Below are 26025 nucleotides of genomic sequence, written 5' to 3'. Positions count from 1 at the left end.
GATTATTGATTTTTAATGTTAAGAATTTGACCATAAGTAGTAACCTGATGTCCTTCTTTTTCCAGAAATTGTTTGATATGAGTGACATGAGCGCTCCCTACTGTGAGCAATACATTTTGCGCATCATTAGCTTGTGCAGTCTGGATGATTCGCTCAGCCATCACTTCATTTCGGTGGTGCCAGTAAGCCTTTACGAATTTGGCTTCTTCCAATTTTGGCAATCGCTTAGGTAGATCGTCTATGAGCGCACTGAATGAGTCCTGAAATGCTGCACCATTGATGAACTCGATGAGCTCACCTGCTTTCTCCGCTTTTTTATACTGCTTCTGTGTTTTTAAGTAGACCCTCAGTGGCTTCCATTTGAAGCTGAAGAAAAGCTTTTTTAACACCTTATTATTAGCAGCCATGAATTCATCCTCACCATCTCTAAAATCTATTCCATAGAGGTGTGTTATTCCCAGTTTTTGAGCTGCTGGAAACACCATCAGGCCGAATTCAGAGCTTGATTGATCTTTAAAATATTTTGAAAAATACCGGAGTGAGTCCTCGGTTTGTTTTGCCTGAAACCAATGGTAATATGCATTCCAAAAGTCATAAGCTGAATAGTATTGGGCACCAACTATGACCTGCTCCGAATCAGAGGTTATGTTTTCTAAAGTATCCCTCAGCTGATCTGCTTTTCGCATGGTATTGGGCCAGATTTCTTTCAGGCTAGCCGTATCATAGGTAGGAATTGCCTCAATGCAAATCATATCCGGGCTTAGTTCTTTAATGAATGATTGCACCTCATTAAAGCTTTGCAACGGCTGGTACTCCTTCTTAAAACTATGGGCAGTACCTATGATGGTTACGTTGATTTGGCTTTGGGCAGATAGCTTCAATACCAAAAGCATGATTAAAATTGTGATTGCGTGTTTCATTTTGTGATTTGTTTTTTCTTCAAATCACGTTTCCTTGATAATCACCTATTTGAAATGTTGTCTCAATTCCAGTTTTGAATGTCTGAAATCTGAGTATTTCGGAATGGGAAAGGAGTAATGGGTTGTCTGAAACCACTATATTCATGTCTGAAATCTGACAGCATGTGGCTATCGCTCAACTATGATTTGCTTAAAAACTGGAAAGCAGTGATCCTTACCTCTGCGGTGGTGGTATCGATCTATCAGGTGCTGGTTTATTTCCACCCTGAAAATCTGGGATGGACGGAGAGTGAATATTTTTCCTGGTCTAATTTGTTTCGCTTTGTTTTTATCGATCAGATGCTGATTGAGTGTATCACGGTCGCAATTATTTTCTTTCTAATCAGAAAGTATGCACAGTTTCGGTCGCTGAATCAGATCAAGTTGCAACCAAGGGAAATACTGCTTTATGAGCTGAAATTTCTCCCTGTTCTATTGCTGGCTTTTTTTGTGTTTGCTCCGTTTACCCTGACGGTTCGCTTTCTTTATCACACACTTCCTGATCCGGACTGGTCAGAATACTTCGACGAATATTTTTACAGCACCCAACTCTACATTGTTTACTTATTTCCGTCATTGCTATTTGGCTATGGGATATTAAATGTGAACCTGATCATTCAATATAATCAGCAATTGAACGAAACGAAATCCACGCTGATAAAAGAGAAGAATCGAAAAAAGAAGGAACGACTTTGGGCAACTGATGATTTTGGTGAAGTTTTTTTGGATGTAGAGCGAATTCGGTGGATTGTTCGCGAAGACCGAAAAACCTTTGCAATCACAGGATCGGAAAAGTACCGCCTAAAAGAAAATATTTCACAGCTAGAGGAGAAGTTGGATGCTGAGCTATTCTTACGAATCAACAGAAGCACCATTGTCAACCTGGAATGGGTACTGAATTATTCCTTCTGGGAAAATGATAAATATATTCTCCGAATGAAGGATAAATCTCAAACGGAATTTGTGATGAGCAGAGAGCGATTAAACAAGATTAAAGAAAGGCTGCTTAATCTGTCTGAGAAAGAAACTTGAGGTTTCTGACCAACCCCTCAAACTTCGTTCGTTTCACCGCAGATTTCTTAAACACCTTTTGAAATACTTCTTTGGTCATTTCTTGCCAATCCTGTTTTGACAACTCCTCCCAGCCTTGTGGTTTGAATTGCGGTTCAGCATGAGGCTTTGAAAATCGATTCCACGGACACACATCCTGGCAGATGTCACACCCAAAAGCCCAGCCCTCCATTTTGTTTTTGAATTCGGTGGGTATTTCATCTTTTAGTTCAATGGTGAGATACGAAATGCATCTACTTCCATCTACTACATAGGGTTCAGGGATGGCACCTGTAGGACACGCATCCTGGCAGGCAGTGCAGGTCCCACAGTAGTCTTTCATGGGGCCATCCGGTTCCAGCTCCAAGTCAAGGATCAGCTCGGCGAGGAAGAAGAAACTGCCCATCTCCCGATTGAGCAAAAGTGAGTTTTTGCCAATCCATCCGATCCCGCTTTTGACTGCCCAGGCTCGTTCGTGCACAGGTGCAGAGTCTACAAATACCCTTCCCCCCACCTCACCAATTTCTTCCTGAATCTGAGCCATGAATTCTTTTAGCTTGTCTTTAATCACAAAGTGATAATCCTGACCGTAGGCATACTTGGCTATCTTAGGTTTGTCTGCTGATTCATGGATTTCCTTTGGAAAGTAATTGTATACCAAAGAGACCACCGATTTTGCGCCAGGCACCAGCTTTGTTGGGTCCAGTCGCTTATCAAAATGATTTTCGAGGTATCCCATTTTCCCCTGGTACCCTCTCTGGAGCCACTCCTCCAATCTAGGAGCTTCTTCTGCCAGAAACTCGGCTTTGGATACACCACAAAATGAAAATCCAAGTTCTCGTGCAAGTTGCTTGATCAAAGAAGAATTTGAACGGTTCACGGTATTGGATTTATTTTTTTTACAAATTAGATTGAATAGGTATTTAATCTAACTAAAACCTAATACGATGCTGAAGGAATTCAAAAGTTTTATCATGAAAGGCAACATCCTGGATTTGGCTGTTGCTGTAATTATTGGTGCCGCATTCAAGACCATTGTGACTTCTTTTGTCAATGACATTCTGATGCCACCCATTGGGATGGCACTGGGTGGAGTTGACTTCACCGATCTGAAATTTGCTCTAGTAGAAGCTTCAGAGGGGGTGAATCCTGTCACCATAAATTATGGGGTTTTTATCCAGACAATCATCGACTTTCTGATTGTTGCATTCGTGATTTTTATGGTAATCAGGACGTACAATCGCTTGCAAAAGAAAAAGGAGGAGGCACCTGCCGAACCCCCTAAACCATCCAATGAAGAAGTTCTCCTAGGTGAAATCAGGGATTTATTGAAAAAATAATTGGATAAGAGGAGTGCTTTACAAGGTGAGGCACTCTTTTTTTAACATGAATTAATTCGCCGTGAGCAGCTCTGAGCCTAAAACCACCGTGCCACCGGCAATTTTGGTATTGATATGAGGGTGATCATGGCCATGAAAGGGATCGCACTCATTAGGAAAGTCTTCGAAATTTTCATGCACAAACAATACCGTCCCCGAAATGTCGGTGCTGTCCTGAGTCCCAAGGCTCCACAAGTCAGTCTGGATGGTAAAAAAACCATTTCCTTCCTCATCGATTTCAATATTTCCAATATCCCCGGCAAACGTCTTGGCCCAAATCTCTCCTAAACTCCTTTTGGTACAGAATGATACGAACTGCTCCTGGTTCCAATGCCTGCCAGGCTGCTCCAATGTTCCCTGATGTAGATGCATGGCGTGGAGACTGCCGGGCACCATCCCTGAAAGGTTAACCTCCAGCGTGGTGACCCCATCCTGATATTCAAAGGATGCATTTCCTGTCCATTCTCCTTTGGAATATGTTTCTCCATCCTCCGTGCTTACCAGATAGATATCTGCGGCAGCATGTGTTTTTGGGCCAGGGGTCATCTCATCCTCACAGGCCAGGGTTAGGAGCAGTAGAAGGGAAAGTGGGCGTATCGGTATGGAGAATTTATTAGTCACCCAACTATGACAATTTGTGTGAATGAAACCATTAGAATAACCTTCCGGATTGTTGAGGGGGTATAGCACCCAAATGCTTGTAAGCCAACTCGGTAGCTTCTCTACCCCTGGAAGTCCTCTTGATGTAACCCTCCTGTATGAGGAAAGGTTCGTACACTTCTTCAATGGTTTCGGCTTCTTCTCCGCATGCTGTGGCGATGGTGCCGAGCCCCACAGGACCACCTTTAAACTTGTTGATGATGGTGGAAAGAATGCGATTGTCCATCTCGTCCAGCCCATGATCATCTACATCCAGAGCTTTTAAGGCTACTTTGGAGATGTCCAGGGTGATTGCTCCATCTCCTTTGATTTGAGCGAAATCCCTGGTTCTTCGAAGCAGGTTGTTTGCGATACGCGGGGTGCCTCTGCTCCTTCTGGCGATTTCAAAGGCAGCCTCTTCATCAATGATTGAATTGAGAATATCTGCCGATCTCCCAACGATTTTGGTCAGAAGCTTGGAGTCATAGTATTCCAGACGTGCATTGATTCCGAATCTTGCCCGGAGAGGTGAGGTGAGAAGGCCCGATCTTGTTGTTGCGCCTATCAGCGTAAATGGATTTAATTCAATCTGTACTGAGCGGGCATTGGGCCCGGAATCCAGCATAATATCAATTCGATAATCCTCCATAGCAGAATAGAGGTATTCTTCCACCACCGGATTCAGCCGGTGAATCTCATCAATGAAAAGCACATCATGTGGCTCCAGATTGGTGAGTAGGCCGGCAAGCTCGCTCGCTTTATCCAGCACGGGTCCGGACGTCACTTTGATATTGGCATTCAGCTCATTGGCAATGATGAAGGAGAGGGTCGTCTTCCCAAGTCCCGGAGGGCCATGTAGCAAAACATGATCGAGGGGTTCGGTGCGTTGCTTGGCAGCCTCCACAAAGATTTTGAGGTTTTCCACCACTTTTCCCTGTCCGGTAAAATCAGAAAATGATAGCGGGCGAAGTGCCTTTTCAATTTCTCTTTCTGCGGGCTCCATGCCCTCACCATCCGGTTGCAGGTAGTCTTCTCTCATTGCCCTCAAATATAACTCACAAGCGATTGAAGAACGATTGATTTAGTTTTGCCACTTTAAGAATTCTATGAACAAAAAGCGTCTAATCATTTTTGGAATAGGCCTGGCAGTGGCTTTTGTACTCATCTCTTATTTGAGAAAGGATGCGGAGCGATTATACCATATCACAGGTCAGACCATGGGCACGATCATCTACAATGTGAAATACGTGGATGAGTTTGCAGATGGGCTGGACAAAGAGATTTCGGATGAATTGGTGGCTTTCAATCAATCACTTTCTACATACGTCCCAACCTCAGAAATTTCAACCCTGAACAAGGAAGGTTATTTTGAGTTTCAATCCGGCTTCTTTCTGCCCGTACTTCAGAAAAGTAAGGATATTTATCAAAAGACGGATGGAGCGTTTGATCCGAGCATAGGGCCACTTGTTCAGGCGTGGGGATTTGGGCCAGATAAACGCATCCCCAACGTTGATTCTGCAGCAGTGGATTCTTTGCAGTCGATCATTGGATTTGACAAAGTGCAGTTTGATCAGAGCAAAGTTTCACTTCCTGAGAACTTTCAGATTGATTTTAGCGCCATAGCAAAGGGATATGCGGTGGACGTGGTTGCAGAGCTCCTGGAGGCAAGAGGAATTGAGAATTACCTGGTGGAGATAGGGGGAGAGGTGAGGTGTAGGGGCGAGAATGATGAAGGCAAGCCATGGTCTTTGGGTATTGAAGATCCTACAGTTTCGAAAGATGAGCAGAGGCTGATGGCCATTGTGCGGCTAAAGGATTTGTCTTTGGCTACTTCAGGTAACTATCGAAATTTTTATGAGAAGGACGGTAAAATCTATGCGCACATCATAGATCCCAGAACTGGCTTTACTGCACAGCACAACTTGCTGAGTGCTTCGGTCTTTGCGCCGGATTGCATGACAGCAGATGCTTATGCCACTGCTTTTATGGTTTTGGGATTAGATTATGCGAAGGAGATCATCCGCTCACAGGATTTGGATGGTATCCTGATCTACAGGTCTGAAGATGGAACCATTGAAAGTTTTGTGTCTGATGGAATTAAGCCATTTTTGGAAATGAACAAGGCAGGGAATTAAATAAACCGTAGTTTGGTTTAACAATGCATGTGAATAGAACCTAACCCATGATCCTGACAATTTCTATACTTATTGCCTGTACGTTGCTGGGAGGATTGAGCCTTTACCTCATTCCCGGCATGAAGAAAAACCTTCGGCTACCCTTGATTTTTGCCGGCTCTTACCTGTTTGCAATTACGATCATCCACATCATTCCGGAGCTCTTTTCCATCAGTCCGAATCCCTCAAAAATTGGGCTTTATGTCTTGATAGGCTTCTTCATGCAGCAGTTTCTGGAGTACTTTTCGTCTGGAGTGGAGCATGGTCACGTGCATACACACAAGGCTGTGACTGTAAGCGGAAGATATTCGATTGTAATTGCCCTAATGGTTCACAGTGTTCTGGAGGGAACTCTACTAACACACGACTCGCCATTCCATGAAAAGCATGAGTCATATTCTTTGCTGTTGGGGATTGTTCTTCATAAAATGCCGGCTGCATTTGCATTGATGGCGACTATGCAGGGAATTGGTAGAAGGGCGATTTATATCCTGGTTCTTTTTAGCCTTGCGTCCCCATTAGGCCTATTATTAAGTGATATTGTCCCAATTTCCGCTGATGCGGTTTTGATCGTGTTTGCGATTGTGTGTGGTAGCTTTCTTCACATTTCAACTACCATTTTTGTGGAAGCCAGTCCGGAGCACCATTTCGGATTGAATAAAATTCTGATCAGCCTGCTGGGAGCAGTTCTGGCCATTTTCGTTGAATTCCTCGTTTAGATTTAATGCTAGCTTAAAGAAAATTTTTGAACGGAAACTGGATTTTTTCCTACCTTTCTGTCATGCGACTCCCCCTGATCATCATAGCTCTTTTGGCACCAATTCTCACACAAAGCTGGGGGTTCTTCGCTCATCAAAAGATCAATCGGCTCGCGGTATTCACACTGCCTCCTGAAATGATCGTTTTCTACAAGCAAAACATACAGTATATCACAGAAAATGCTGTGAAACCGGATATGCGCAGGTATGCTGTAAAGGAGGAGGCAGCCAGACATTACATAGATGTAGATGTTTATGGAGATTCTGCCGTGTACAAAATGCCCCGATACTGGAATGATGCGGTAGAGAAGTATACGGAAGACACACTGCAGGCTTACGGTATTGTTCCGTATCATATCAATAAAATGTCTTATTGGTTGATTAAGGCCTTTCAGGATAAGAATGCAGACCAGATTTTGAGGCTTTCATCCGACTTGGGGCATTATATCGCTGATGCGAATGTGCCACTTCACACCACAGAAAACTACAACGGTCAGCTCACGGGTCAGTATGGTATTCATGGGTTTTGGGAATCGCGATTGCCGGAGCTTTTTGCGGATAACTATGATCTCCTTACTGGTCAGGCAGAGTATGTTGAAAATCTACAATTATATGCGTGGGATGCCGTGGTGAAAGCACATGAAGCACTGGATTCGGTGCTGTTGTTTGAGCAGCAGCTAACCAAGAAGTACCCGGAATCGAAAAAGTATGGCTATGAAGAGCGGGGACGTTCCACCATACGGACCCATACCTATGATTTTTCATTGGACTATCACCGAAAGCTCAACGGAATGGTGGAGAGGAGGATGAGATCTTCGATCAAGATGATCGGCGATTTTTGGTTTAGCTGCTGGGTGAAGGCTGGCCAGCCGGATTTGAGTGATTTACTCATTGATGAGGTTCAGGATTCTACTTTTGTGGTTGACCCTAATGTGAAAATACGAAATCACGAAGCAGGAATTGGTGAAAAATAAAAAAGCCAAGGATATCCTTGGCTAATCAGGTCTTGCTGGTTGAAAAGACCTTAAATTGACATTAATATAATTGCAAGGTATGCAAGGCCAAGCGATGCAACCCTTACCAAAGTCCCTGCCTTCACGAACTTTCGTGTAAGGATTTCGGGATCTATATAGTTCACCTGTTTGTCCATTGTTTTTTGATGTAAAACTCCGAATATCATGAGTTAATCGAAATGTGAGTAACTCTTAGATGTATCTAGGTATAATGCTTATTTGTTTAGTTGATTTTGGGCATAAAAAAACCACCTGGTTGCAGGTGGTTTTTTAGTGTAGATTTCGCTTTTTTATCCGATAGAAACCCTTTTGAATTCCGAAACGGTCAATCCTTTAGATACTGAATCCAGGTATTGAGCGATGGTTTTAGAGTTATCCTTTACGAATGATTGACTTAGCAAAGTATTCTCTTTGTAAAACTTGTTTAGTTTACCCAAAGCAATTTTTTCAACCATTTCTTCCGGCTTTCCTTCCTGTCTTGCCTGCTCTTTTCCGATCTCGATTTCTTTCTCAACCACTCCGGGATCAACACCATCCTTATCCACAGCTACCGGATTCATCGCGGCTATCTGCATAGCTACATCTTTTCCGGCATCTTCTACGTTTGCTCCGCTGGTGTTAGAGAGCACTACCATCACCCCAAGCTTTCCGTTTGAGTGGATGTAAGGAACCACAGCTTCGCCAGTGAGGATTTCGAAAGCTTTTACTTCTAGCTTTTCTCCGATTTTTCCGGTCAGCTCAACTATTTTATCACCTACAGTCAGGCTTCCCAGGCTCAGGCCGTTTAGTGCTTCAATGCTCGCTGGCTTTTCAGCAAATGCCAGTTCGGCAATCTGATTTCCAAGCGTCATGAATTCTTCATTCTTTGCCACGAAATCAGTCTCACATGTGAATGCGATCAAAGCTCCCTCAGTTCCGGCATCATTGGTTTTAGCAAATACAACACCTTCAGAAGTTTCACGATCAGCTCGGGAGGCAGATACCTTCTGGCCTTTTTTTCTCAAAAGCTCTACTGCTTTATCGAAATCACCTTCTGCTTCTGTCAGTGCCTTCTTGCAGTCCATCATGCCGGCACCAGTCATTTGTCTTAGTTTGTTTACGTCTTGTGCTGTAATAGCCATTTTTATTTTTGGTTTAATTTTCTACAAACAAAAATTGAACACCGAAATACATCAATGTTCAATCTTTATGTTAAGATTTTATGGTCTTTTAGATTTTACTCTGCTACCTCAGATTTTTCGTCAGCCGCCTTTTTTGCAGCTTCTTCTTCAGCTTGAGATTGCTCCTCTTTATCCTTTTTGCGCTCAGACAATCCTATTTCAAGTGCTTTTCCTATATAATTGGTAATTAATTTGATTGACTTGAAAGCATCGTCATTGCCCGGAATAGGGTAGTCGATTTGTGTTGGATCTGAGTTTGTATCTACAATCCCGAAAACCGGAATGTTCAATTTCTGCGCTTCAGCTACAGCGATATGCTCTCTTTTGATATCAACAACGAAAAGTGCCGCAGGAAGCCTGTTTAGATCGGCAATACCACCTAATACTTTTTCCAACTTGTCTTTTGCGCGGCTGATCATCAATCGCTCTCGCTTTGCCAGGTTTTGGTAAGCTTCCTCTTTCATGAGCTTCTCCATTCCCTGCATCTTCTTCAAGGACTTTCTGATTGTCGCGAAGTTGGTAAGCATACCACCTTGCCATCTCTCAGTCACGTATGGCATGTTCAGTCGCTGAGCTTCCTGCTCTACTACTTCTTTTGCCTGCTTTTTGGTAGCCACGAACATTACTTTTCGTCCTGATCGCACTACTGCCTTCATGGCTTCAGTAGCATCTTCAAGGCAAACCAATGTTTTGTGAAGGTCGATGATGTGGATGCCATTTTTCTCCATGAAAATGTAAGGAGCCATGGCTGGGTTCCACTTTCTGGTAAGGTGTCCGAAGTGTACACCTGCATCCAATAGATCTTTATGTTCTAGTTTTTGCATCTCAAAATTATCGTTTACTGAACTGGAATCTTCTTCTTGCTTTTCTTCGACCGGGCTTCTTACGCTCTACCATTCGGGAGTCTCTGGTAAGAAAGCCTTCAGACTTTAGTGGGCCTCTGTACTCTGCATCTACTTCTGTAAGTGCTCGGGAGATAGCCAGTCTTACTGCTTCAGCTTGTCCGGCAGGGCCACCGCCAGACACATTCACATCAATGTCGAAATTTCCATCTTGCTCCACCTTTACTAAAGGCTGCTTTACGATGGTTTGAAGAATTTCGGAAGGGAAGTAAGCGTTTAGTTCTTTTTCGTTTACGGTTATTACACCTTTCCCGCTCGTCATATAAATCCGAGCTACTGAGGTCTTTCTCCTTCCTATGGTATTAATTCTGTCCATTCAGGTTTATAGTTTTACTTCTTTTGGTTTTTGAGCTGCATGCGGATGCTCCGCCCCCTCGTATACATATAGATTTTTGAAAAGCTGTCTTCCAAGTCTGTTGATAGGAAGCATTCCTTTCACTGCTTTTTCAATAAGAATCGTAGAAGACTTAGCCTTAATACTATTAGGAGTTTCAATTCGCTGACCGCCAGGATAGCCTGTGTGACGCACATATTGCTTGTCAGTCCACTTGCTTCCCGTCAATCTGATTTTATCAGCATTGATCACAATTACGTTATCACCACAATCTACATGTGGAGTGTACGATGGCTTGTGTTTGCCACGAATCATTTTAGCAACTTCACTTGCCATTCTTCCAAGTATCTGAGAATCAGCGTCAACGATCACCCAATTCTTCTCTACAGTTGTACTGTTTAATGATACAGTTTTAAAGCTGTTAGTATCCAATTTTATATTGATTTTATAATGTCAAAATCTATCCCCTTGAAAAAGGGACACAAAAATAGAATTTTCATTTAAGAAAACAAACCAGAGGCTCTAATTAAATTTTCTTAAGAGCTTGATTAACACCGAGAAATCCTTGGGATACTCTGCATTTGCCTCAATGACATTCCCATCAAGGTCCTTAAATGCTACCTGATATGAATGCAAAGCTACCCGATTTATCATTGGGGTTTCCTCTTCCCACTTTTTATGATTGTAATTTCTTTTCAGCTCCGAAAGCAAGGGAGGCTGACCTCCATAGGCCGGATCGTTAGCAATGGGAGCTTCGTGATGTGCCAGATGTGCGCGAATCTGGTGCATTCGACCTGTTACCGGAAAGCACTTAACTAATGTATGCTTTTTGAAGACCTCCAGAGTACTTATCAGAGTGAAAGCTGGTTTGCCGGTTCGGAAATCCACCCTGGATTTGGTTGATGTGGTGTGTAAAGGCTCATCAGCTTCAAAATCGTCAAACCGGTGAAGACCGTTGATCACTGCATGATACACTTTCTTTACCTCTCTATTCTCCAGTTGCATGGCAAAATTCCTGTAGGCATCAGGATTCTTGGCAAATACGACGATTCCGGATGTTTCCTTATCCAGCCGGTGGCATATCTGGTATTCTTGATTTACTTCTTTTGCCAGGCTGAGCAGGTTTTTACTTTCAACGCGATCGTCCAGGCTGGCAATGAAGGGGGGCTTGTTTACCAGGATGTAATTGGCATTTTCAGTGATGATGAGATCACTGAAAGAAATGTTTTTGAAATTCTTATGCATAGTCTTCTTCCTCTTCCCATCCTTCGTCTACTTTGTCTATGTAGTTGGCTTTTTCCAGTTCGAAATAGAAGGTAGAGCCAACTTTATACTCGCTTTCTACAAATATCTCTGAATCGTGACTTTCAAGGATGTGCTTTACGATGGATAATCCGAGTCCGGTTCCCCCTTTTTCGCGGGAGCGACTTTTTTCCACTCTGTAAAAGCGCTCGAAAATACGTGAAATATCCGACTCAGGTATTCCACGTCCATTGTCACTGACGATGATTCGAATTTTATTATCGGCTACTTCTTTGAAGGTGATTTTTGCTTGCCCCCCTTTTTTGGTGTATTTGATGGCATTGGAAACCAAATTGAGCATGACCTGGTAGATGCGCCGATAATCCCCGCGTACGATGATGGGGTCTTTATACTTCCTGGACATAATCATCTCTACACCCTTTTTCTCTGCTTTATCTTCCAATTGCTCCAGAATCTCAGTGCACATTCCTCGCATGTCAAAGTTCTCGAAGTGCATTTTGATCTCTCCGGATTCGATTTGAGAAATGGTGAGGATGTCCTGAACGAGAAGGTCCAGGGCATCCAGGCTTCTGGCGGCTTTCCTTAAAAATTTCTTGCGAACTTCCTTGTCATTGATGGCTCCATCAAGCAGGGTGTGTACAAACCCCTGAGCAGAAAAAATGGGTGTCTTTAGCTCATGAGAAACATCCGCTATGAACTCTCGCCGGAAATTTTCCCGCTCTTTTAGCTCTTCAATCTCTTTCTCCTTGCTTTTGGCAAAGCTTGAAATCTCCCGATTAATACGTTTGAGGGGGTTGATTGAAGATGCTCTTCCCCTGAGCGTGATTTCTCGTTCTTTTATTTTCTTCAGTGAATCATATATGGTTTCGATCTGGCGGAAAAACAGGAACTCCAGCACCAGCCTTACCAGTATATAGGAAGAGGAAAAAGACAATAAAAAAGCAATCACTATCGCAGTGGTAGTGATGCCTGGCACCAGATATAAGAATGCAGTGGTAATGACCGCCACACAAAGTGCCAGCAATAGCGCTATTGCTCGGGAATTGAATTGCATACAGGCTAATTATAACTAATTAGCGTCAAATTTGTATCCTACACCTTTCACGGTTACGATGTGATCATTTCCGATCTTCTCCCTCACCTTACGAATGTGGACATCTACTGTGCGAGCCAGTACATATACATCCGTTCCCCAGATGTTTTGAAGCAGCTCGTCGCGACTGAATACTTTACCCGGATTTTGAGCCAGGAAGTAGAGCAACTCAAACTCTTTTTTGGGAAGGGAAATTTTGTCTTCACCATTTTTCACAGTGTAGCTCGTTCGATCTACTACCAGATCACCAATAGTGATGGTGTTTGATTCTTTCTTCTTTTTGGATTCCCTTCTAAAAAGGGCATTGATCCTGCTGACCAGAGCACGCGGTTTGATCGGCTTGGTGATGTAATCGTCTGCGCCCATATCAAATGCGGCAACTTCTGAATACTCTTCCGATCTGGCGGTGAGGAAAATCACGAATGTGTTGGCCATTTCAGGCAGCTCCCTGATTTGCCTACAGGTTTCCACGCCATCCTGCTTAGGCATCATTATGTCCAATAGAATCAGGTCTGGCACAAAGGTTTTGGCAATGTCTACCCCTTTGATCCCGTCGCTGGCCGTTCTTACATCATAGCCTTCTTTGGTTAGATTGTATTTCAGCAGCTCCAGGATATCAGCTTCATCATCTACTACGAGAATTTTTTGATTGTTTTTTGCCATTTTCAGCGTGGTTGTCTCAGTAATCTATAATTAACGCTCTATTTACAATTTGATAAACGCTGACCATTTCTATTAATGAAAAGCATCTCTTTCGCTCATCTCAATCAACGTTATTCAAAATTACTTAGAAATCAATTGTATGTTAAAATGGTAACAATTTCGTAACTGAACATTTAATTTTCATGGTATGCTTTCATTCCCTGAATGAATCTCTTCAAATCACTCTCATAGCTATTTGCAAATAGGTTTTCCAATGAATCTTTGGCTGAGTAGTAGCGCAGGTAGGACATAAAATAGGCATTGTTTGGCCTCCCTGACCGAAAAGCCTGATAGTACCTTGGATTATGAAAATGAAGCGTATCAATGGAGCTGGCAATTTGATCAATCAGGATATGCTTTCTGATCGATTTTATTGAATCGGACATATCTGCTATGGCCTGATAAAGTGAATCGAGCTTAGAGGTAGCAAGAAGCATCTGATTTCGAAAGGTTTGGCTATCATCCTCTGCAAGGATATATTCAAAAAGCGGGTCTGAATTTTTGCCATATTTTTCGCTCAGAAACAGGACGGCCCCTTTTTCACCGATGAAAGAAGCGAGATTTTCGTTGAACTCTACCTGATCTTTCACAAAAAGGGTGGAGTGGGTGAGTTCGTGGATGATCAACTCAGCTAATGCACCTTCGGGTCGCTCCAGCATGTTTGAAAGGATTGGGTCTTTGGTCCATCCCAGGGTAGACCATCCACCAACCGGCCTAATCCTTGCATCATATCCCTGCTCCTCTAGTTCAGCCATTTCCTTTTTGGCGTTTTCCAGGTCAAAAAATCCTTTGTAAGGAAATGAGCCTAGCAAGGGGAACGACCAAAGCTTTGGCTCAAGGGCGTATGGCTCTGATGCGGACAGGTTCCAAAGTGCCACCTCGCCTTTCTGATCATAGAAGGTGGTGTAGTTGTCGGACTGCTTTAGCCCCAGCCGATCAAAGGCAAACTCCCGTGCTTCCATCACAATTCCAATCTGGGTTTTAATACTATCGGCAACCAGAGAGTCTGCCAATACTTCACTGATTGGTCGAGTATTGAACGTAATTGAGAGCTGCCCCTTGGCTTGCTTCAGTCCGTAAGCCACCATCTCCCTGTTCAAAATGAGGATGATTGCCAGGACGGCAACTATTCCCCACAGCAATTTTTTTATCATGCTACAACTTTATTTATTGTTTATCGTAAGATACCTTGCAATACACAGTAATAACCAATCCTTTATCACTTATGGATTTAAAAGATCACGACAATAATTTACGAATCATTGGAAAGATTTTCATTGTCATCGGCCTGATATTGGTTCCAATTTCTATTTGCACATTCTTCTTTGTGGATATGTTTATTGAGAGTGATTTGTGGATGGAAATCCGCGAGTTTGATGCTGTTTTGTTTGAGATTCGGCCTCCTGATGGTGTAGCTTACTTTCTTCCCACTATTCAGACCATCTCCTCTGTCATTTTCCTTATCTCAGGTTATGGCCTTAGTGCTCAAAAGGATTGGGGCAAGAAGTTTGCCATTGTTCCGGCGGTGATGCTGTTTTTCAAGTTTCCCATCGGAACGGCACTGGGGGCGTATATGATATACGCTATTCATTATGTGCCGAAGGAGGAAAAAATGGTCAATGGCGATGAAGTAGCCTGATCAGGCTTCTGCATCCTTGGCAATGCGCATTGTTAAAATGAAAAAGCAGGAAGTCTCACTATCCGGTTCGAAATAATATTCATATTTCGTTCCGGTCTTTTTGGCCATGTCTATAAATCCCAATCCGGCACCTCCGGTTTCACCAAGCTCTGAATTCTCCATTGCCTGAAAGTATAGTTGTTTCAGGCCGTCAGCATCCTGTGCATTTACATTGTCCAGAATATCCCGTAGAACTACGGCATTTTTGATCTCGATATTGTTTCCGGTCGTAATGAAATACTCCGATTCATTATGCCCAATAAGAAAAATCCCTTTTTTCACAAGGCCTTGTTCCAAGGAGTTTGACTCCTCATCGGATTGGCTATCGGCATGTTTGCAGATGTTTTGGAGCGACTCCATCATTGCATGATACACCCGTTTGGTTACTCGCTTATTTTCATTTCGGACGCTTAGGTCTTCCGAGATCATCTCCGTGACCCCATCGATTGTAGCTTGTGTGACGTTTCCAAGGTAGACGACATTCACATTGGAGTCCGTCATCAGCTTTTTGAAAGTAATGATGTTTTTAAGGTGCTTTAATTGCGTGTACACCTTTTCATAGCCGGAATTGTCCATAGATGATAGGATTGATGGACCGACAAGATAGTGAAAAGAAGAACGAGAAGAAATAGTTTGACGGCAGCTATAAACTTAAGTTATGCACTAACCCGAGTGGCGGTAAACTCCATGGTCTCCATGTTCCTGGCATGCGCCCATTGCTTCAAATCTTCCAGCTGATTTTCATAAATCATGACTTTATGATCAAAAGATGATCTGGTATGCTGAATATCCGATTCAATAAAATCAATCATGGAAGTTCTGGAAGGAAACGAAGCAGAATACATCTGGCCTTCGTGTTTGATAAGTATAGCATTGATCATACGCGTGGTGGTTTACACAGATAAAGTAAACTCAAAAATTTTAGGCGAGTTTGTGGCCTTCGATGGATGGTTTGAATTTTTAGATAATCGGGGAAATAGCGTAGGAATGAGTAAGCATTATGACTAATTAGCTGGTTTAATGATAAGAAATGTGGAAATCTAATAAATCACGTCATTCCTAATATTTTTAGCAAATTGTATTTTTCTTCAATTTGAAAAGACTATTTTTGTCTGATTTCTAAAAACTAGATCAAAATAACATATGGCCGACTCGCAAGAAAAAATGAAAGCCCTTCAGATCACCATAGATAAGCTGGAAAAGACCTATGGTAAAGGTGCGGTAATGAAGCTTAGTGATGAAAAAGTGATGGATGTGCCCACTATTTCTACCGGATCCTTAAGCCTGGATATGGCATTGGGAGTGGGCGGAATACCGAGGGGTCGGATCATAGAAGTATATGGACCGGAATCATCCGGTAAAACCACCCTGGCCATGCATTGCATAGCTGAGGCACAAAAGGCGGGAGGCATGGCTGCCATCATTGATGCGGAGCATGCGTTTGACAAAGGGTATGCCGAGAAGCTAGGGATAGATACTGAAAACCTATTGATTTCCCAGCCAGATAATGGAGAGCAGGCATTGGAGATTGCGGAGCACTTGATCAGATCTGGTGCGCTGGATATTATCGTGATTGACTCTGTTGCTGCTTTGGTACCGCGAGGGGAGCTGGAAGGTGAGATGGGGGACAGCAAGATGGGTCTTCAGGCACGTTTGATGTCTCAGGCCCTGAGGAAACTGACTGGGACAATTAGCAAGACAGGATGCTCGTGCATTTTCATCAATCAACTAAGAGAGAAGATCGGGGTAATGTTTGGAAACCCGGAAACAACCACAGGCGGTAATGCGCTTAAATTTTATGCTTCCATCCGATTGGATATCCGAAGAATTGGCCAGATCAAAGAATCTGCAGATAATGTGATGGGTAATCGAACCCGGGTGAAGGTGGTGAAGAACAAAGTAGCACCTCCATTCAAGGTGGTAGAGTTTGATATTATGTATGGCAAAGGAATTAGCAAGAGCGGGGAGATTGTGGATATAGGAGTGGAGCTGGATGTGATTCAAAAATCGGGCTCTTGGTTTTCCTATGATGGCAACAAGCTTGGTCAGGGCAGGGATGCGGTGAAAGTACTCATTGAAGACAATCCTGAGCTTATGGAAGAACTTGAGAAAAAGATCAAAGAAAAGCTGAACGGGTAAAAAAATTAATCCTTAATCGTTTCAGAAAGGTGAGCTCAGCTCACCTTTTTTATTTATCCTGTTGTCCTGATCGCAATAACAGGATCCAGTCTTGCCGCCATCAATGCAGGAACGATTCCTGAGATCACTCCAATAATACCAGCTACCCCAAGTCCGAGTACCACATTCCCAAATGTCAATACTAGCTCTAGATTGCCAAGACTGGCAAAGGATAGCAGCCAAACCAGAAATAGCCCAACTCCACCTCCAATAAGACTTAAGAATACAGCCTCAAACAAGAATTGGAAAAGGATAAAGAAGTTCTTTGCTCCAAGTGATTTTTGTATTCCAATGATGTTGGTGCGCTCCCTCACCGAGACGAACATAATATTGGCTATACCAAAACCACCTACCAAAATGGAGAAGCCTCCAATGGCCCAGCCGGCTACTCCGATCACGTCAAAAGTGGAGCCGATGATGTTCATGATGGCGTCCTGACGATTGACTGAGAAGTTGTTCTTTTCTTTTGGCCTTAGCCCCCTTTTGGTTCTGAGTAGCCCGGTTATTTCGGCTTCCAGTTCTACCAATCCTATATCATCGGGACTTCCTTTCACACTCACCAACGTTTCAACCCCCCGGTTTCTTCCTGAGTAAAAAATCTTTTTAAATGATTGATAAGGGATCATGATGCTCTCATCGTTTCCGGTATCTCCAAAAATGCCTTCCCCTTCCTCTTCAAAAATGGCAATAACGACGTATTTGAGACCCTTGATTTTAATTTCCTTGCCTATGGCATCTCCTCGTGGGAAAAGCTTATTTGCAATCCGATAGCCAATCATGGCCACATTTTTTCCGGTATATGATTCAGAAGCTGTGAAATATCTACCTTTCTCTACATCGCTGGCAATGTCGTAGACATCCTGATGGGTGTGAGATATCCCGAAAAGTGACACATCGTCATAGCTGCTACTTTCAAACTTCACCGTTTCGCCACCAGTCACTGCGAAAATCGTGATGCCCTCAGATTTTTTGAGGTTCTTTTTCAGAAATTCGTACTCTTCATAATTGGTGTACGGCCGCTTAATGTATTCCCACCAGGGGATGTTGGGGCCAAATTCATAAGGGAATCGTCGAATGTCCAGGTTGTTAGCGTCCAGAAAACTAAGGCTGCTTTTGATACTCCGCTCCAATGAATCTACCAATGTAAAAACCGCAATAATGGCGAAAATTCCAATCGTCACACCAAGCAAGGAAAGGGTGGTTCGAAGGAGGTTCTGCCTCAGTGCACTCCATGCAAATTTGAAGCTTTCTAGTACCAGTTTAAATATTTTCATTGGTGCGGATTATATCAAAACAAAAATAGCCAATAGCTAATCAGCTTTTTCAATTAAATAGCGATCGGTCAATCTTGTTTTCAAACGGTAAATACTAGTAGTTGACGAGATTAAGCTTGCTTACGTTACAAACGTGAAACATATTTGCTAATTTTGCGCTCTTTTGATCATTAAAATAGATCCTTTTTCCTATGGGAATGAAATTATCCGAATTCAAATTCGACTTACCATCAAGCCTTATTGCCCTCCACCCAACTGAAAACCGCGACGAATCACGACTTATGGTCGTACACAAAGATACCGGCGAAATTGAGCATAAGGTTTTTAAAGATGTGGTGGATTACTTCAGTGAAAACGATGTATTTGTGATCAATGACACGAAAGTTTTCCCGGCGAGGTTGTACGGAAACAAAGAAAAAACCGGAGCAAAAATCGAAGTATTCCTTTTGCGTGAGCTGAATACGGAAATGAAATTGTGGGATGTGCTGGTAGATCCGGCAAGAAAAATACGGGTTGGAAATAAGCTTTACTTCGGTGATGGAGAATTGGTGGCTGAAGTCATTGATAATACAACTAGCAGAGGCCGAACCATCAGGTTCCTGTTTGATGGTGATCAGGAGCAGTTCTACAAAATGATTGACGCCCTGGGCGAAACCCCGCTACCTAAGGAAATCAAAAGGGCGGCAGAGCCTGAGGATAGGGATCGCTTTCAAACGATCTATGCAAAAAAAATTGGTGCTGTGGCAGCTCCTACTGCAGGCATGCACTTTACGCCTCAACTGTTGAAACGAATGGAGTTGATTGGAATAGATGTGACTCCAATCACCCTTCATGTCGGTCTTGGCACTTTCCGTCCGGTGGATGTGGAAGACCTGACCAAGCACAAGATGGACTCAGAAAACTACTGGGTGGAGAAGCCAACCGCTGACAGGGTGAACAGGGCGCTGGAGGAAAAGTCCAAGATTTGTGCTGTAGGCACCACAGCGATGAAGACGCTGGAGTCTTCTGTATCTGCCAATGGCCTGCTAAAAGATAATTCAGGATGGACGGATAAGTTCATTTTTCCTCCTTACGAATTCAAAATTTGTGATGCTCTTATCACAAATTTCCATTTGCCAGAGTCAACACTGCTTATGATGGCTTCAGCGTTTGGGGGATATGAGTTGATTCAGGAAGCGTATCAGATTGCCATCAAGGAAAAGTATCGTTTCTTCAGCTATGGAGATGCGATGTTGATTGTCTAATCAGGGGTTTTGAAGAAATATGCCATCATAGTGGCTGGAGGGGTGGGGGCCCGTATGAAAAGCGAGGTGCCTAAACAATTCCTCCTTGTCAATGATGTTCCTATCATCGTCCAATCAATTAGGAAATTTCTTGAATATGATTCCAAACTGGAAATTATCGTGGTGCTCCCAGAGACCCATATGAAACAATGGGAAGCAATTCGATTTCAATATTTTCCGAATATTGAAATAACTGTTACTGCCGGAGGGATTACCCGGAGTGCTTCGGTGCTTTCAGGTCTTGCACTCATTTCAGGGAATGGCCTGGTGGCCGTTCATGATGCTGTGAGGCCTTATGTTTCAGTAGATACGATCGCCGCTTCTTTTGACTCGGCTGAAAAGCATGGATCAGGAGTTTCAGTAGTTGAGCTCAAGGATTCGATCAGGGAAATTGATGGGAGATCATCCATCGCCAGAGATCGCACAAATTATGTGCTGGTGCAAACCCCGCAGACTTTTGAAGTGGCGACACTGAAGGATGCATACGAAAAAATGGGGGCAGCAGTTTTTACCGATGATGCCAGTGTTTTCGAAGCGGCAGGTTACAAAGTGCATCTAGTAAGTGGGTCCTACGACAATATTAAAATCACCACGCCGGAGGATTTAAAATAGCCTTTTTAGTGATAGTTCTTGATTTGCTCAAGGTTGGTTGATATTTTACGCATTATCAATTGATAATAGTCCTTCAACCAGAACTGATATTATGAACCAAAAGATCGTAGAAAGCTACAATGATATATTTTCCACATTTAAAGAGTTTAGGGGTGAGAGCCTGGAGAAGCATGTAGAGAAGCTCCGGCAACTCGATCAGTTAATCCCTCACAGTGCCACTTTTTTTTGCGTGACAAATACCAGCACACAAGCATTTGAATATGTGAGTAAGAATTTTGAACCAACTATGAGGCTTTCCATCCTCAATATGTGTGACCTTGGGATGAAATACTGGTGGGATAGAATGCATCCTGAGGAGATGGGAACATGGCTTCAGTCACTGAAGGACCTGATGGAATTTACGATGGGAAACATTCCGCTGGAAGACAGACGAAGGATGACCTATACCTGGAACTATCGGGTGAAAGATGGGAGCAACAATTACAAGAACATCATCCAGCATACCACTCCCATGTTTTTTGACGATCAGGGGAAACCAATTATCGGGCTTGCACACTACTCGGTGTTGGAGGCCAATGAAATACTTCCGATACAGGCCACCGCAAAAATCCTGAATGCCAACGATGAATATGAGACGCTCTTCTATCAAATGTATGGCGGACAGAAGTTGCTCGTGCAGGATATTACTCACAGGGAGCGAGATGTACTCAGATTGTTATCGTTTGGCTATTCCAATGATGATATAGCTGATAAACTCAACATAAGCACTCACACGGTGAAGACTCACCGAAAAAATGTGATGACCAAGGCAGACTGCAAAAACACAACCCAACTGGTAGCCATGTGCATCAGGCAGGGGATTATCTAAAAATAAAAAAGCTCCAATCGTAAGACTGGAGCTTGAGTTGTTAATTTCTTTTCAAATCAATATTCATCTTCATTGAAGAAGAAGTCCTCCTTGGTCGGGTAGTCAGGCCAAATCTCTTCGATGTTTTCAAATGGCTGTCCATCATCTTCCAATTCCTGAAGGTTTTCTACTACTTCCAGCGGAGCACCTGATCGGATAGAATAATCAATCAGTTCGTCTTTGGTGGCAGGCCATGGAGCGTCTTCTAAATAAGATGCAAGTTCTAGTGTCCAATACATATTCTAGCCTCGTTTTTAAAGTCCTGTTTTAATAATGCGCGCAAATATATATTATTATATTTTATGTGCGAGATATCAAATTTTTCCTTTGTCGAAAGGTAATTTTCTTACACCAAAACGCAAGAAAAAGTTGCTAAAACTTTCAAAATTCTCCAGAATCAACCCAGTCAAGCAATTTTGACTTGATCTCAATCTTCCGTTTTTGGCTTTTAATCTTGTTTTCCACCATCTTGTTCATTTTCCCATCGCTGGAAGAAAAGTTGGCAGAATTTTCCTCGTAGATTTTCAAATCATCCTGATCCCGCGAAATCAGATCCCTGATGATGCCCATCCGAACACTTTTCTTTTTATCCAAATCCAGCTTGGCAAAATCCGGGAAACGCTTATGAGATAGCTTGATGACAAACTCCCGCTCATTGAGAAGTTGAATCAGTTCAAGGCATTTTTGTTTGTCAGGGTTTCTGCTTTTGTCCCTAAACATCAATTTTTTAATCCGATCCAGCTCCTCTTTGTTGAATGGTACCTTTCCGGCTTTTACAGATTCAAGTTTTTTCAGAGTTTCCGAATGGTCTATGAATGGGGCAGAAAACTTCTTTCCCTTTAGTTCCTGATTGAAGGAAAGATTCAGGGGCTTGTAAAACTCTGCAGGGATGCCACCAATTTCTGCCCATCTGTCCTTTAGCTCCTTCACTTTATTAAAACGCTCCTTGCCATGAACATCTGCCAGTTTTTTTGCTTCCTCTACCAGCTCTTCATATTGCCGCTTTCGATGCTCGGTGAGTTTTTGCTTATCTTCGAAAAATTGCTTCTTCCGATCAAAGAAACGCTCAATAATCTCCCAGAAGCTGGTTTCCAGTTCATCGTTTTTATCCTCCTCAGCACTTCCGGTTTTTATCCATCGGCTTTTCAGGTCATTTATTCTCTCCGTTGCTTCCTTCCAGTTGATGATTTCGACTATCTGCTTAGCCTCTTCTATTAGTGCAGATTTGATCTCAGAGTTTCGTACCCTGTTTTTTTGAATGATGTCCCTGACCAGCGATTCGTATCTAGCGATCTGATCGTGCAATGCCTGATAATCACCCAATCCATCATGCTGAGGCAGGTGCTCTCTCAGGTGTACCAATTTCATCAGGAACGATCCCTTATTCTCTGTAGCGTCAATTTTCTCTGTGACTTCCTTGATCTTTCCTTCCAGGTCAACAAAGCGATCCTTAAAAAACTGAACAGATTTTTCATTGTCCTCATCGCGAACCTCTCCAATTTCTCTGTCAGGGTTTTCTCCCCATCCGCTCTGAAAGACCTTACCGTCTTTTATAAATCCAAATGGTACTTCTATGATGTCCAAGGGTGAGTGTAATTCTGTATATTCGATTTCTAATCAAACTTAAGCATGTCAGACGAAAAGATCATCTTCTCAATGTCGGGGGTAAACAAGATTTACCCTCCGCAAAAACAAGTACTCAAGAATATCTATTTGTCCTTTTTCTATGGTGCTAAAATAGGCGTACTGGGTCTAAATGGTGCAGGAAAGTCCTCATTGTTACGAATTATTGCCGGTAAAGAAAAGGATTTTCAGGGTGAGGTTGTGTTTTCACCCGGCTACTCTGTAGGTATGCTGGAGCAGGAACCCGAGCTCGATCCAGAGAAAACTGTAATCGAGGTGGTACGGGAAGGAGTGAAGGAAATCAACGACCTTCTGAAAGAATATGACGAAGTGAATGCCAAATTCAGTGAGCCTGAGATTTTGGAAGACCCTGATAAGATGAATAAGCTCATAGAGCGTCAGGGAGCGATTCAGGAAAAGCTGGATGCGACGGGGGCTTGGGAGATAGACCACAAACTCGAGCGAGCGATGGATGCCCTTCGCACACCACCTGAAGATGCGTTGATAAAAAATCTATCGGGAGGAGAAAAAAGAAGGGTGGCTCTTTGCCGTCTGCTTTTGGAGCAACCTGATGTTCTCTTACTGGATGAGCCTACTAACCACCTGGATGCGGAATCAGTATTGTGGCTGGAGCAGCACCTGCAGCAATATGAAGGCACGGTGATCGCCGTAACTCACGACAGATATTTTTTGGATAATGTGGCAGGATGGATTTTGGAATTGGATCGGGGGGAAGGAATTCCTTGGAAAGGAAATTACTCCAGCTGGCTGGAGCAAAAGGAAAAGCGACTTGCCAAAGAAGATAAGCAGGAATCAAAGAGACAGAAGACCTTACAGCGAGAGCTGGAGTGGGTGCGTATGAGCCCGAAAGGACGTCAGGCCAAAGCCAAGGCTCGTTTGAGCGCTTACGATAAGCTAATGGGTCAGGAAGCGAAAGAAAAGGAAAATCAGTTAGAGCTATACATTCCGCCAGGCCCACGTCTTGGCGCTAAAGTGATTGAAGCGAATGGAGTGGCCAAAGGATATGGTGACAAGCTCCTTTATGAAAATCTTTCTTTCAGCCTTCCGCAAGGAGGGATTGTTGGGGTGATCGGGCCGAATGGTGCGGGTAAGTCCACTCTTTTTAAAATGATCACCGGCCAGGAAACGCCTGATAAAGGAAGCTTTGAAGTAGGGGAAACGGTGGTGATGAGCTATGTGGATCAGGAGCATGATCAGCTAGATCCCAATAAGTCGGTATATGAGGTGATCTCCGAGGGAAATGAAATCATTGATCTGGGTGGAAGGGAAATGAATGCGCGTGCGTATGTCAGCAAATTCAACTTCTCAGGTACGGATCAGAGCAAGAAGCTATCCACTTTATCCGGCGGGGAGCGAAACAGGGTGCACCTCGCTCTTACTTTGAAGAGGGGAGCCAACCTGATTCTGCTGGATGAGCCAACAAATGATCTGGATGTGAATACCCTTCGGGCATTGGAGGAGGCCCTCGAAAACTTTGGAGGCTGTGCGGTAGTGATCAGCCACGACCGTTGGTTCCTGGATCGAATTGCGACGCACATTCTTGCATTCGAGGGAGATTCTCAAGCCTATTGGTTTGAAGGAAACTTCTCGGAATATGAGGAAAACCGCAAGAAGCGTCTGGGAGATGAGGAACCGAAAAGAATCAAGTACAAGAAACTAATTGGATAACCTAATACTATGAAAAAACTAACCTTAACCTTATTGGCAGTACTGGCGATTTCTTCCGTCTTTGCCCAGCGCACAATTATCCATGCTGGCACCTTGATCGACGGAGTATCCAAGAAAGCCATGAATGAAAAGTCGATCATTGTAGAAGACAAAACCATTACTTCCATAGAAAATGGCTATGTGACACCTCGGGAAGGTGATGAGGTGATTGACTTGAAAAATCATACCGTGATGCCTGGCTGGATAGATATGCACGTCCACATGGAAGGTGAAACCAGCCCTGATAGATACATCAGAGAGTTTACGGATAACCCTGCCGACAGGGCATTTGTCTCTGTAGATATTGCAAAACGGACGTTGATGGCAGGCTTTACTACTGTGCGTGATGTAGGAGGGAGCGGTGTGAATGTAGCATTGCGTGATGCCATTGCCAAGGGCACCATAGATGGCCCTCGCATTTTTACTGCAGAGAAGAGCCTGGCGATCACTGGTGGACATGCTGACCCTACCAACGGATACCGAGATGACCTGATGGGCAATCCTGGCCCTATGGATGGTGTAGTTAATGGTGTGGCTGATGCGCGCAAGGCAGTACGCCAGCGATACAAGAATGGAGCTGACTTAATCAAAATCACAGCAACCGGAGGGGTGCTCAGTGTGGCCAAAGATGGAAAAGGGGCGCACTTTCAAGAAGACGAAATCAGAGCAATTGTGGAAACAGCTAATGATCTTGGATTTCACGTGGCAGCTCACGCGCATGGTGATGAAGGCATGAGGAGAGCGGTTGCAAATGGAGTAAAAACCATTGAGCATGGTACGTATATGAGTGACGCCACTATGGATTTGATGAAAGAGAAGAATTCGTATCTGGTACCTACTATTACTGCCGGTATGGAAGTAGCCGAGAATGCGAAAAAGCCGGGCTACTATCCTAAAGTGGTAGCTGAAAAAGCACGAGTGATTGGACCAAAGATTCAAAGCACATTCACAGCAGCCTACAAGAAAGGAGTTCCTATCGTGTTTGGTACGGATGCCGGAGTATTCAAGCATGGAGAGAATGCCCGGGAGTTTACTTACATGGTAGAAGGTGGCATGCCAGCGATCGAGACGATCATTTGTGCAACCTCTACAGCAGCCAACCTACTGGGCATGGGCGATCAGATTGGAACATTGAAAGCAGGCTATCTGGCGGATATCGTAGCAGTCCCAGGAAATCCGCTGGAAGACATTGAGGTGATGAAAGATGTGAAGTTTGTGATGAAGGAGGGGAAGGTTTATAAGAACTGATAGTTGAAAATGAAGAATTGATAATGAGCCGGAGTGATCATTCCCCCTTCGAAGGGGGGTGCTGTGGG

The 26025-nt window shown here is 43.5% G+C and carries 29 protein-coding genes; 12 read left to right on the top strand and 17 right to left on the bottom strand.

All coding sequences use genetic code 11. The features are described from left to right. Window positions 1-2: 2 nt before the first annotated feature. Entirely contained in the window at window positions 3-920 is a 918-nt protein-coding gene (locus RLN88_RS14485; RefSeq protein WP_350222128.1) for a DUF5694 domain-containing protein, read from the bottom strand. Between the two features lie 162 nt (window positions 921-1082). Between RLN88_RS14485 and RLN88_RS14480 the strand changes: the two genes are divergently transcribed. Further along, window positions 1083-1991, top strand: coding sequence for a LytTR family DNA-binding domain-containing protein (locus tag RLN88_RS14480; protein ID WP_350222127.1), 909 nt, complete (start codon window positions 1083-1085; stop codon window positions 1989-1991). On the opposite strand, the gene queG is transcribed toward RLN88_RS14480, so the two are convergent. Further along, window positions 1966-2889, bottom strand: coding sequence for a tRNA epoxyqueuosine(34) reductase QueG (queG, locus tag RLN88_RS14475; RefSeq protein WP_350222126.1), 924 nt, complete (start codon window positions 2887-2889; stop codon window positions 1966-1968). The two genes, RLN88_RS14480 and queG, sit on opposite strands and share 26 nt — an antisense overlap. A 67-nt stretch (window positions 2890-2956) precedes the next feature. Here queG and mscL point away from each other — a divergent pair, with 67 nt between their 5' ends. Beyond that, entirely contained in the window at window positions 2957-3349 is a 393-nt protein-coding gene (gene mscL / locus RLN88_RS14470; protein WP_350222125.1) for a large-conductance mechanosensitive channel protein MscL, read from the top strand. A 51-nt stretch (window positions 3350-3400) separates the two neighbouring features. Here mscL and RLN88_RS14465 read toward each other — a convergent pair whose 3' ends face one another. Continuing rightward, window positions 3401-4009, bottom strand: coding sequence for a superoxide dismutase family protein (locus RLN88_RS14465; protein ID WP_350222124.1), 609 nt, complete (start codon window positions 4007-4009; stop codon window positions 3401-3403). Window positions 4010-4040: 31 nt separating this feature from the next. Further along, the gene (gene ruvB, locus RLN88_RS14460) at window positions 4041-5066 is read right to left on the bottom strand and encodes a Holliday junction branch migration DNA helicase RuvB (protein WP_350222123.1); all 1026 of its coding nucleotides are present in this window, start codon (window positions 5064-5066) and stop codon (window positions 4041-4043) included. Window positions 5067-5133: 67 nt separating this feature from the next. Between ruvB and RLN88_RS14455 the strand changes: the two genes are divergently transcribed. The 3 genes from RLN88_RS14455 to RLN88_RS14445 all read left to right on the top strand — a co-directional run bounded on the left by RLN88_RS14455 (window position 5134) and on the right by RLN88_RS14445 (window position 7933). Then, entirely contained in the window at window positions 5134-6162 is a 1029-nt protein-coding gene (locus RLN88_RS14455; RefSeq protein ID WP_350222122.1) for an FAD:protein FMN transferase, read from the top strand. A gap of 47 nt (window positions 6163-6209) precedes the next feature. After that, window positions 6210-6920, top strand: coding sequence for a ZIP family metal transporter (locus tag RLN88_RS14450; RefSeq protein ID WP_350222121.1), 711 nt, complete (start codon window positions 6210-6212; stop codon window positions 6918-6920). Window positions 6921-6982: 62 nt separating this feature from the next. After that, window positions 6983-7933, top strand: a complete 951-nt coding sequence (locus RLN88_RS14445; RefSeq protein WP_350222120.1) for a zinc dependent phospholipase C family protein — start codon at window positions 6983-6985, stop codon at window positions 7931-7933. A 329-nt stretch (window positions 7934-8262) separates the two neighbouring features. Here the strand turns inward: RLN88_RS14445 and tsf are convergent, their stop codons facing one another. The 8 genes from tsf to RLN88_RS14405 all read right to left on the bottom strand — a co-directional run bounded on the left by tsf (window position 8263) and on the right by RLN88_RS14405 (window position 14580). Then, window positions 8263-9093, bottom strand: coding sequence for a translation elongation factor Ts (gene tsf / locus RLN88_RS14440; protein ID WP_350222119.1), 831 nt, complete (start codon window positions 9091-9093; stop codon window positions 8263-8265). Window positions 9094-9188: 95 nt separating this feature from the next. Further along, window positions 9189-9956, bottom strand: coding sequence for a 30S ribosomal protein S2 (gene rpsB / locus RLN88_RS14435; RefSeq protein ID WP_350222118.1), 768 nt, complete (start codon window positions 9954-9956; stop codon window positions 9189-9191). Between the two features lie 7 nt (window positions 9957-9963). Then, window positions 9964-10350, bottom strand: coding sequence for a 30S ribosomal protein S9 (gene rpsI / locus RLN88_RS14430; protein WP_350222117.1), 387 nt, complete (start codon window positions 10348-10350; stop codon window positions 9964-9966). Window positions 10351-10356: 6 nt separating this feature from the next. Then, complete coding sequence (rplM, locus tag RLN88_RS14425) at window positions 10357-10800, bottom strand: 50S ribosomal protein L13 (protein WP_350222116.1); 444 nt, start codon at window positions 10798-10800, stop codon at window positions 10357-10359. Window positions 10801-10890: 90 nt separating this feature from the next. Continuing rightward, a complete protein-coding gene (locus RLN88_RS14420) occupies window positions 10891-11613 on the bottom strand; it encodes an RluA family pseudouridine synthase (protein WP_350222115.1) in 723 nt (240 codons plus the stop codon). Further along, window positions 11606-12685 (bottom strand): sensor histidine kinase, encoded by a 1080-nt coding sequence (locus RLN88_RS14415; protein WP_350222114.1) that lies wholly within the window; start codon window positions 12683-12685, stop codon window positions 11606-11608. The genes RLN88_RS14420 and RLN88_RS14415 overlap by 8 nt, the downstream gene beginning before the upstream one ends. A gap of 15 nt (window positions 12686-12700) precedes the next feature. Then, a complete protein-coding gene (locus RLN88_RS14410; RefSeq protein WP_350222113.1) occupies window positions 12701-13387 on the bottom strand; it encodes a response regulator transcription factor in 687 nt (228 codons plus the stop codon). Window positions 13388-13560: 173 nt separating this feature from the next. After that, window positions 13561-14580 (bottom strand): aminopeptidase, encoded by a 1020-nt coding sequence (locus tag RLN88_RS14405; RefSeq protein ID WP_350222112.1) that lies wholly within the window; start codon window positions 14578-14580, stop codon window positions 13561-13563. 71 nt (window positions 14581-14651) lie between these two features. On the opposite strand from RLN88_RS14405, the gene RLN88_RS14400 reads away from it, so the two are divergent. Next, entirely contained in the window at window positions 14652-15065 is a 414-nt protein-coding gene (locus RLN88_RS14400) for a hypothetical protein (protein ID WP_350222111.1), read from the top strand. On the opposite strand, the gene RLN88_RS14395 is transcribed toward RLN88_RS14400, so the two are convergent. Further along, on the bottom strand, window positions 15066-15680 hold the full coding sequence (locus RLN88_RS14395; RefSeq protein ID WP_350222110.1) for a SiaB family protein kinase: 615 nt from the start codon (window positions 15678-15680) through the stop codon (window positions 15066-15068). An 80-nt stretch (window positions 15681-15760) separates the two neighbouring features. Further along, complete coding sequence (locus tag RLN88_RS14390) at window positions 15761-15985, bottom strand: hypothetical protein (protein WP_350222109.1); 225 nt, start codon at window positions 15983-15985, stop codon at window positions 15761-15763. A gap of 262 nt (window positions 15986-16247) precedes the next feature. Between RLN88_RS14390 and recA the strand changes: the two genes are divergently transcribed. After that, window positions 16248-17243: a recombinase RecA gene (gene recA / locus RLN88_RS14385; protein ID WP_350222108.1), complete on the top strand. Its 996-nt coding sequence runs from the start codon at window positions 16248-16250 to the stop codon at window positions 17241-17243. A 53-nt stretch (window positions 17244-17296) separates the two neighbouring features. Here the strand turns inward: recA and RLN88_RS14380 are convergent, their stop codons facing one another. Continuing rightward, complete coding sequence (locus tag RLN88_RS14380) at window positions 17297-18556, bottom strand: ABC transporter permease (RefSeq protein ID WP_350222107.1); 1260 nt, start codon at window positions 18554-18556, stop codon at window positions 17297-17299. 197 nt (window positions 18557-18753) lie between these two features. Here RLN88_RS14380 and queA point away from each other — a divergent pair, with 197 nt between their 5' ends. The 3 genes from queA to RLN88_RS14365 all read left to right on the top strand — a co-directional run bounded on the left by queA (window position 18754) and on the right by RLN88_RS14365 (window position 21319). Beyond that, a complete protein-coding gene (gene queA, locus RLN88_RS14375) occupies window positions 18754-19800 on the top strand; it encodes a tRNA preQ1(34) S-adenosylmethionine ribosyltransferase-isomerase QueA (RefSeq protein WP_350222106.1) in 1047 nt (348 codons plus the stop codon). A gap of 9 nt (window positions 19801-19809) precedes the next feature. Next, complete coding sequence (locus RLN88_RS14370) at window positions 19810-20451, top strand: 2-C-methyl-D-erythritol 4-phosphate cytidylyltransferase (protein ID WP_350222105.1); 642 nt, start codon at window positions 19810-19812, stop codon at window positions 20449-20451. Window positions 20452-20542: 91 nt separating this feature from the next. Further along, window positions 20543-21319 carry a response regulator transcription factor gene (locus RLN88_RS14365; RefSeq protein ID WP_350222104.1) on the top strand — a complete coding sequence of 259 codons (777 nt, stop codon included), beginning with the start codon at window positions 20543-20545 and terminating at the stop codon, window positions 21317-21319. 56 nt (window positions 21320-21375) lie between these two features. Here RLN88_RS14365 and RLN88_RS14360 read toward each other — a convergent pair whose 3' ends face one another. Next, window positions 21376-21597: a DUF2795 domain-containing protein gene (locus tag RLN88_RS14360; RefSeq protein ID WP_089356648.1), complete on the bottom strand. Its 222-nt coding sequence runs from the start codon at window positions 21595-21597 to the stop codon at window positions 21376-21378. Between the two features lie 142 nt (window positions 21598-21739). Beyond that, window positions 21740-22942 carry a DUF349 domain-containing protein gene (locus RLN88_RS14355; protein WP_350222103.1) on the bottom strand — a complete coding sequence of 401 codons (1203 nt, stop codon included), beginning with the start codon at window positions 22940-22942 and terminating at the stop codon, window positions 21740-21742. Window positions 22943-22987: 45 nt separating this feature from the next. Here RLN88_RS14355 and ettA point away from each other — a divergent pair, with 45 nt between their 5' ends. Together ettA and RLN88_RS14345 are read left to right on the top strand one after the other, a co-directional pair. Further along, entirely contained in the window at window positions 22988-24670 is a 1683-nt protein-coding gene (gene ettA / locus RLN88_RS14350; RefSeq protein WP_350222102.1) for an energy-dependent translational throttle protein EttA, read from the top strand. A 9-nt stretch (window positions 24671-24679) separates the two neighbouring features. Next, on the top strand, window positions 24680-25957 hold the full coding sequence (locus RLN88_RS14345) for a metal-dependent hydrolase family protein (protein WP_350222101.1): 1278 nt from the start codon (window positions 24680-24682) through the stop codon (window positions 25955-25957). Window positions 25958-26025: the final 68 nt, after the last annotated feature.

It is taken from the genome of Ekhidna sp. (assembly GCF_040223195.1).
Classification (GTDB): Bacteria; Bacteroidota; Bacteroidia; order Cytophagales; family Cyclobacteriaceae; genus Ekhidna.
Note: the sequence above shows the minus strand (reverse complement) of the source record. Positions and strands in the feature narration are given on the sequence as shown.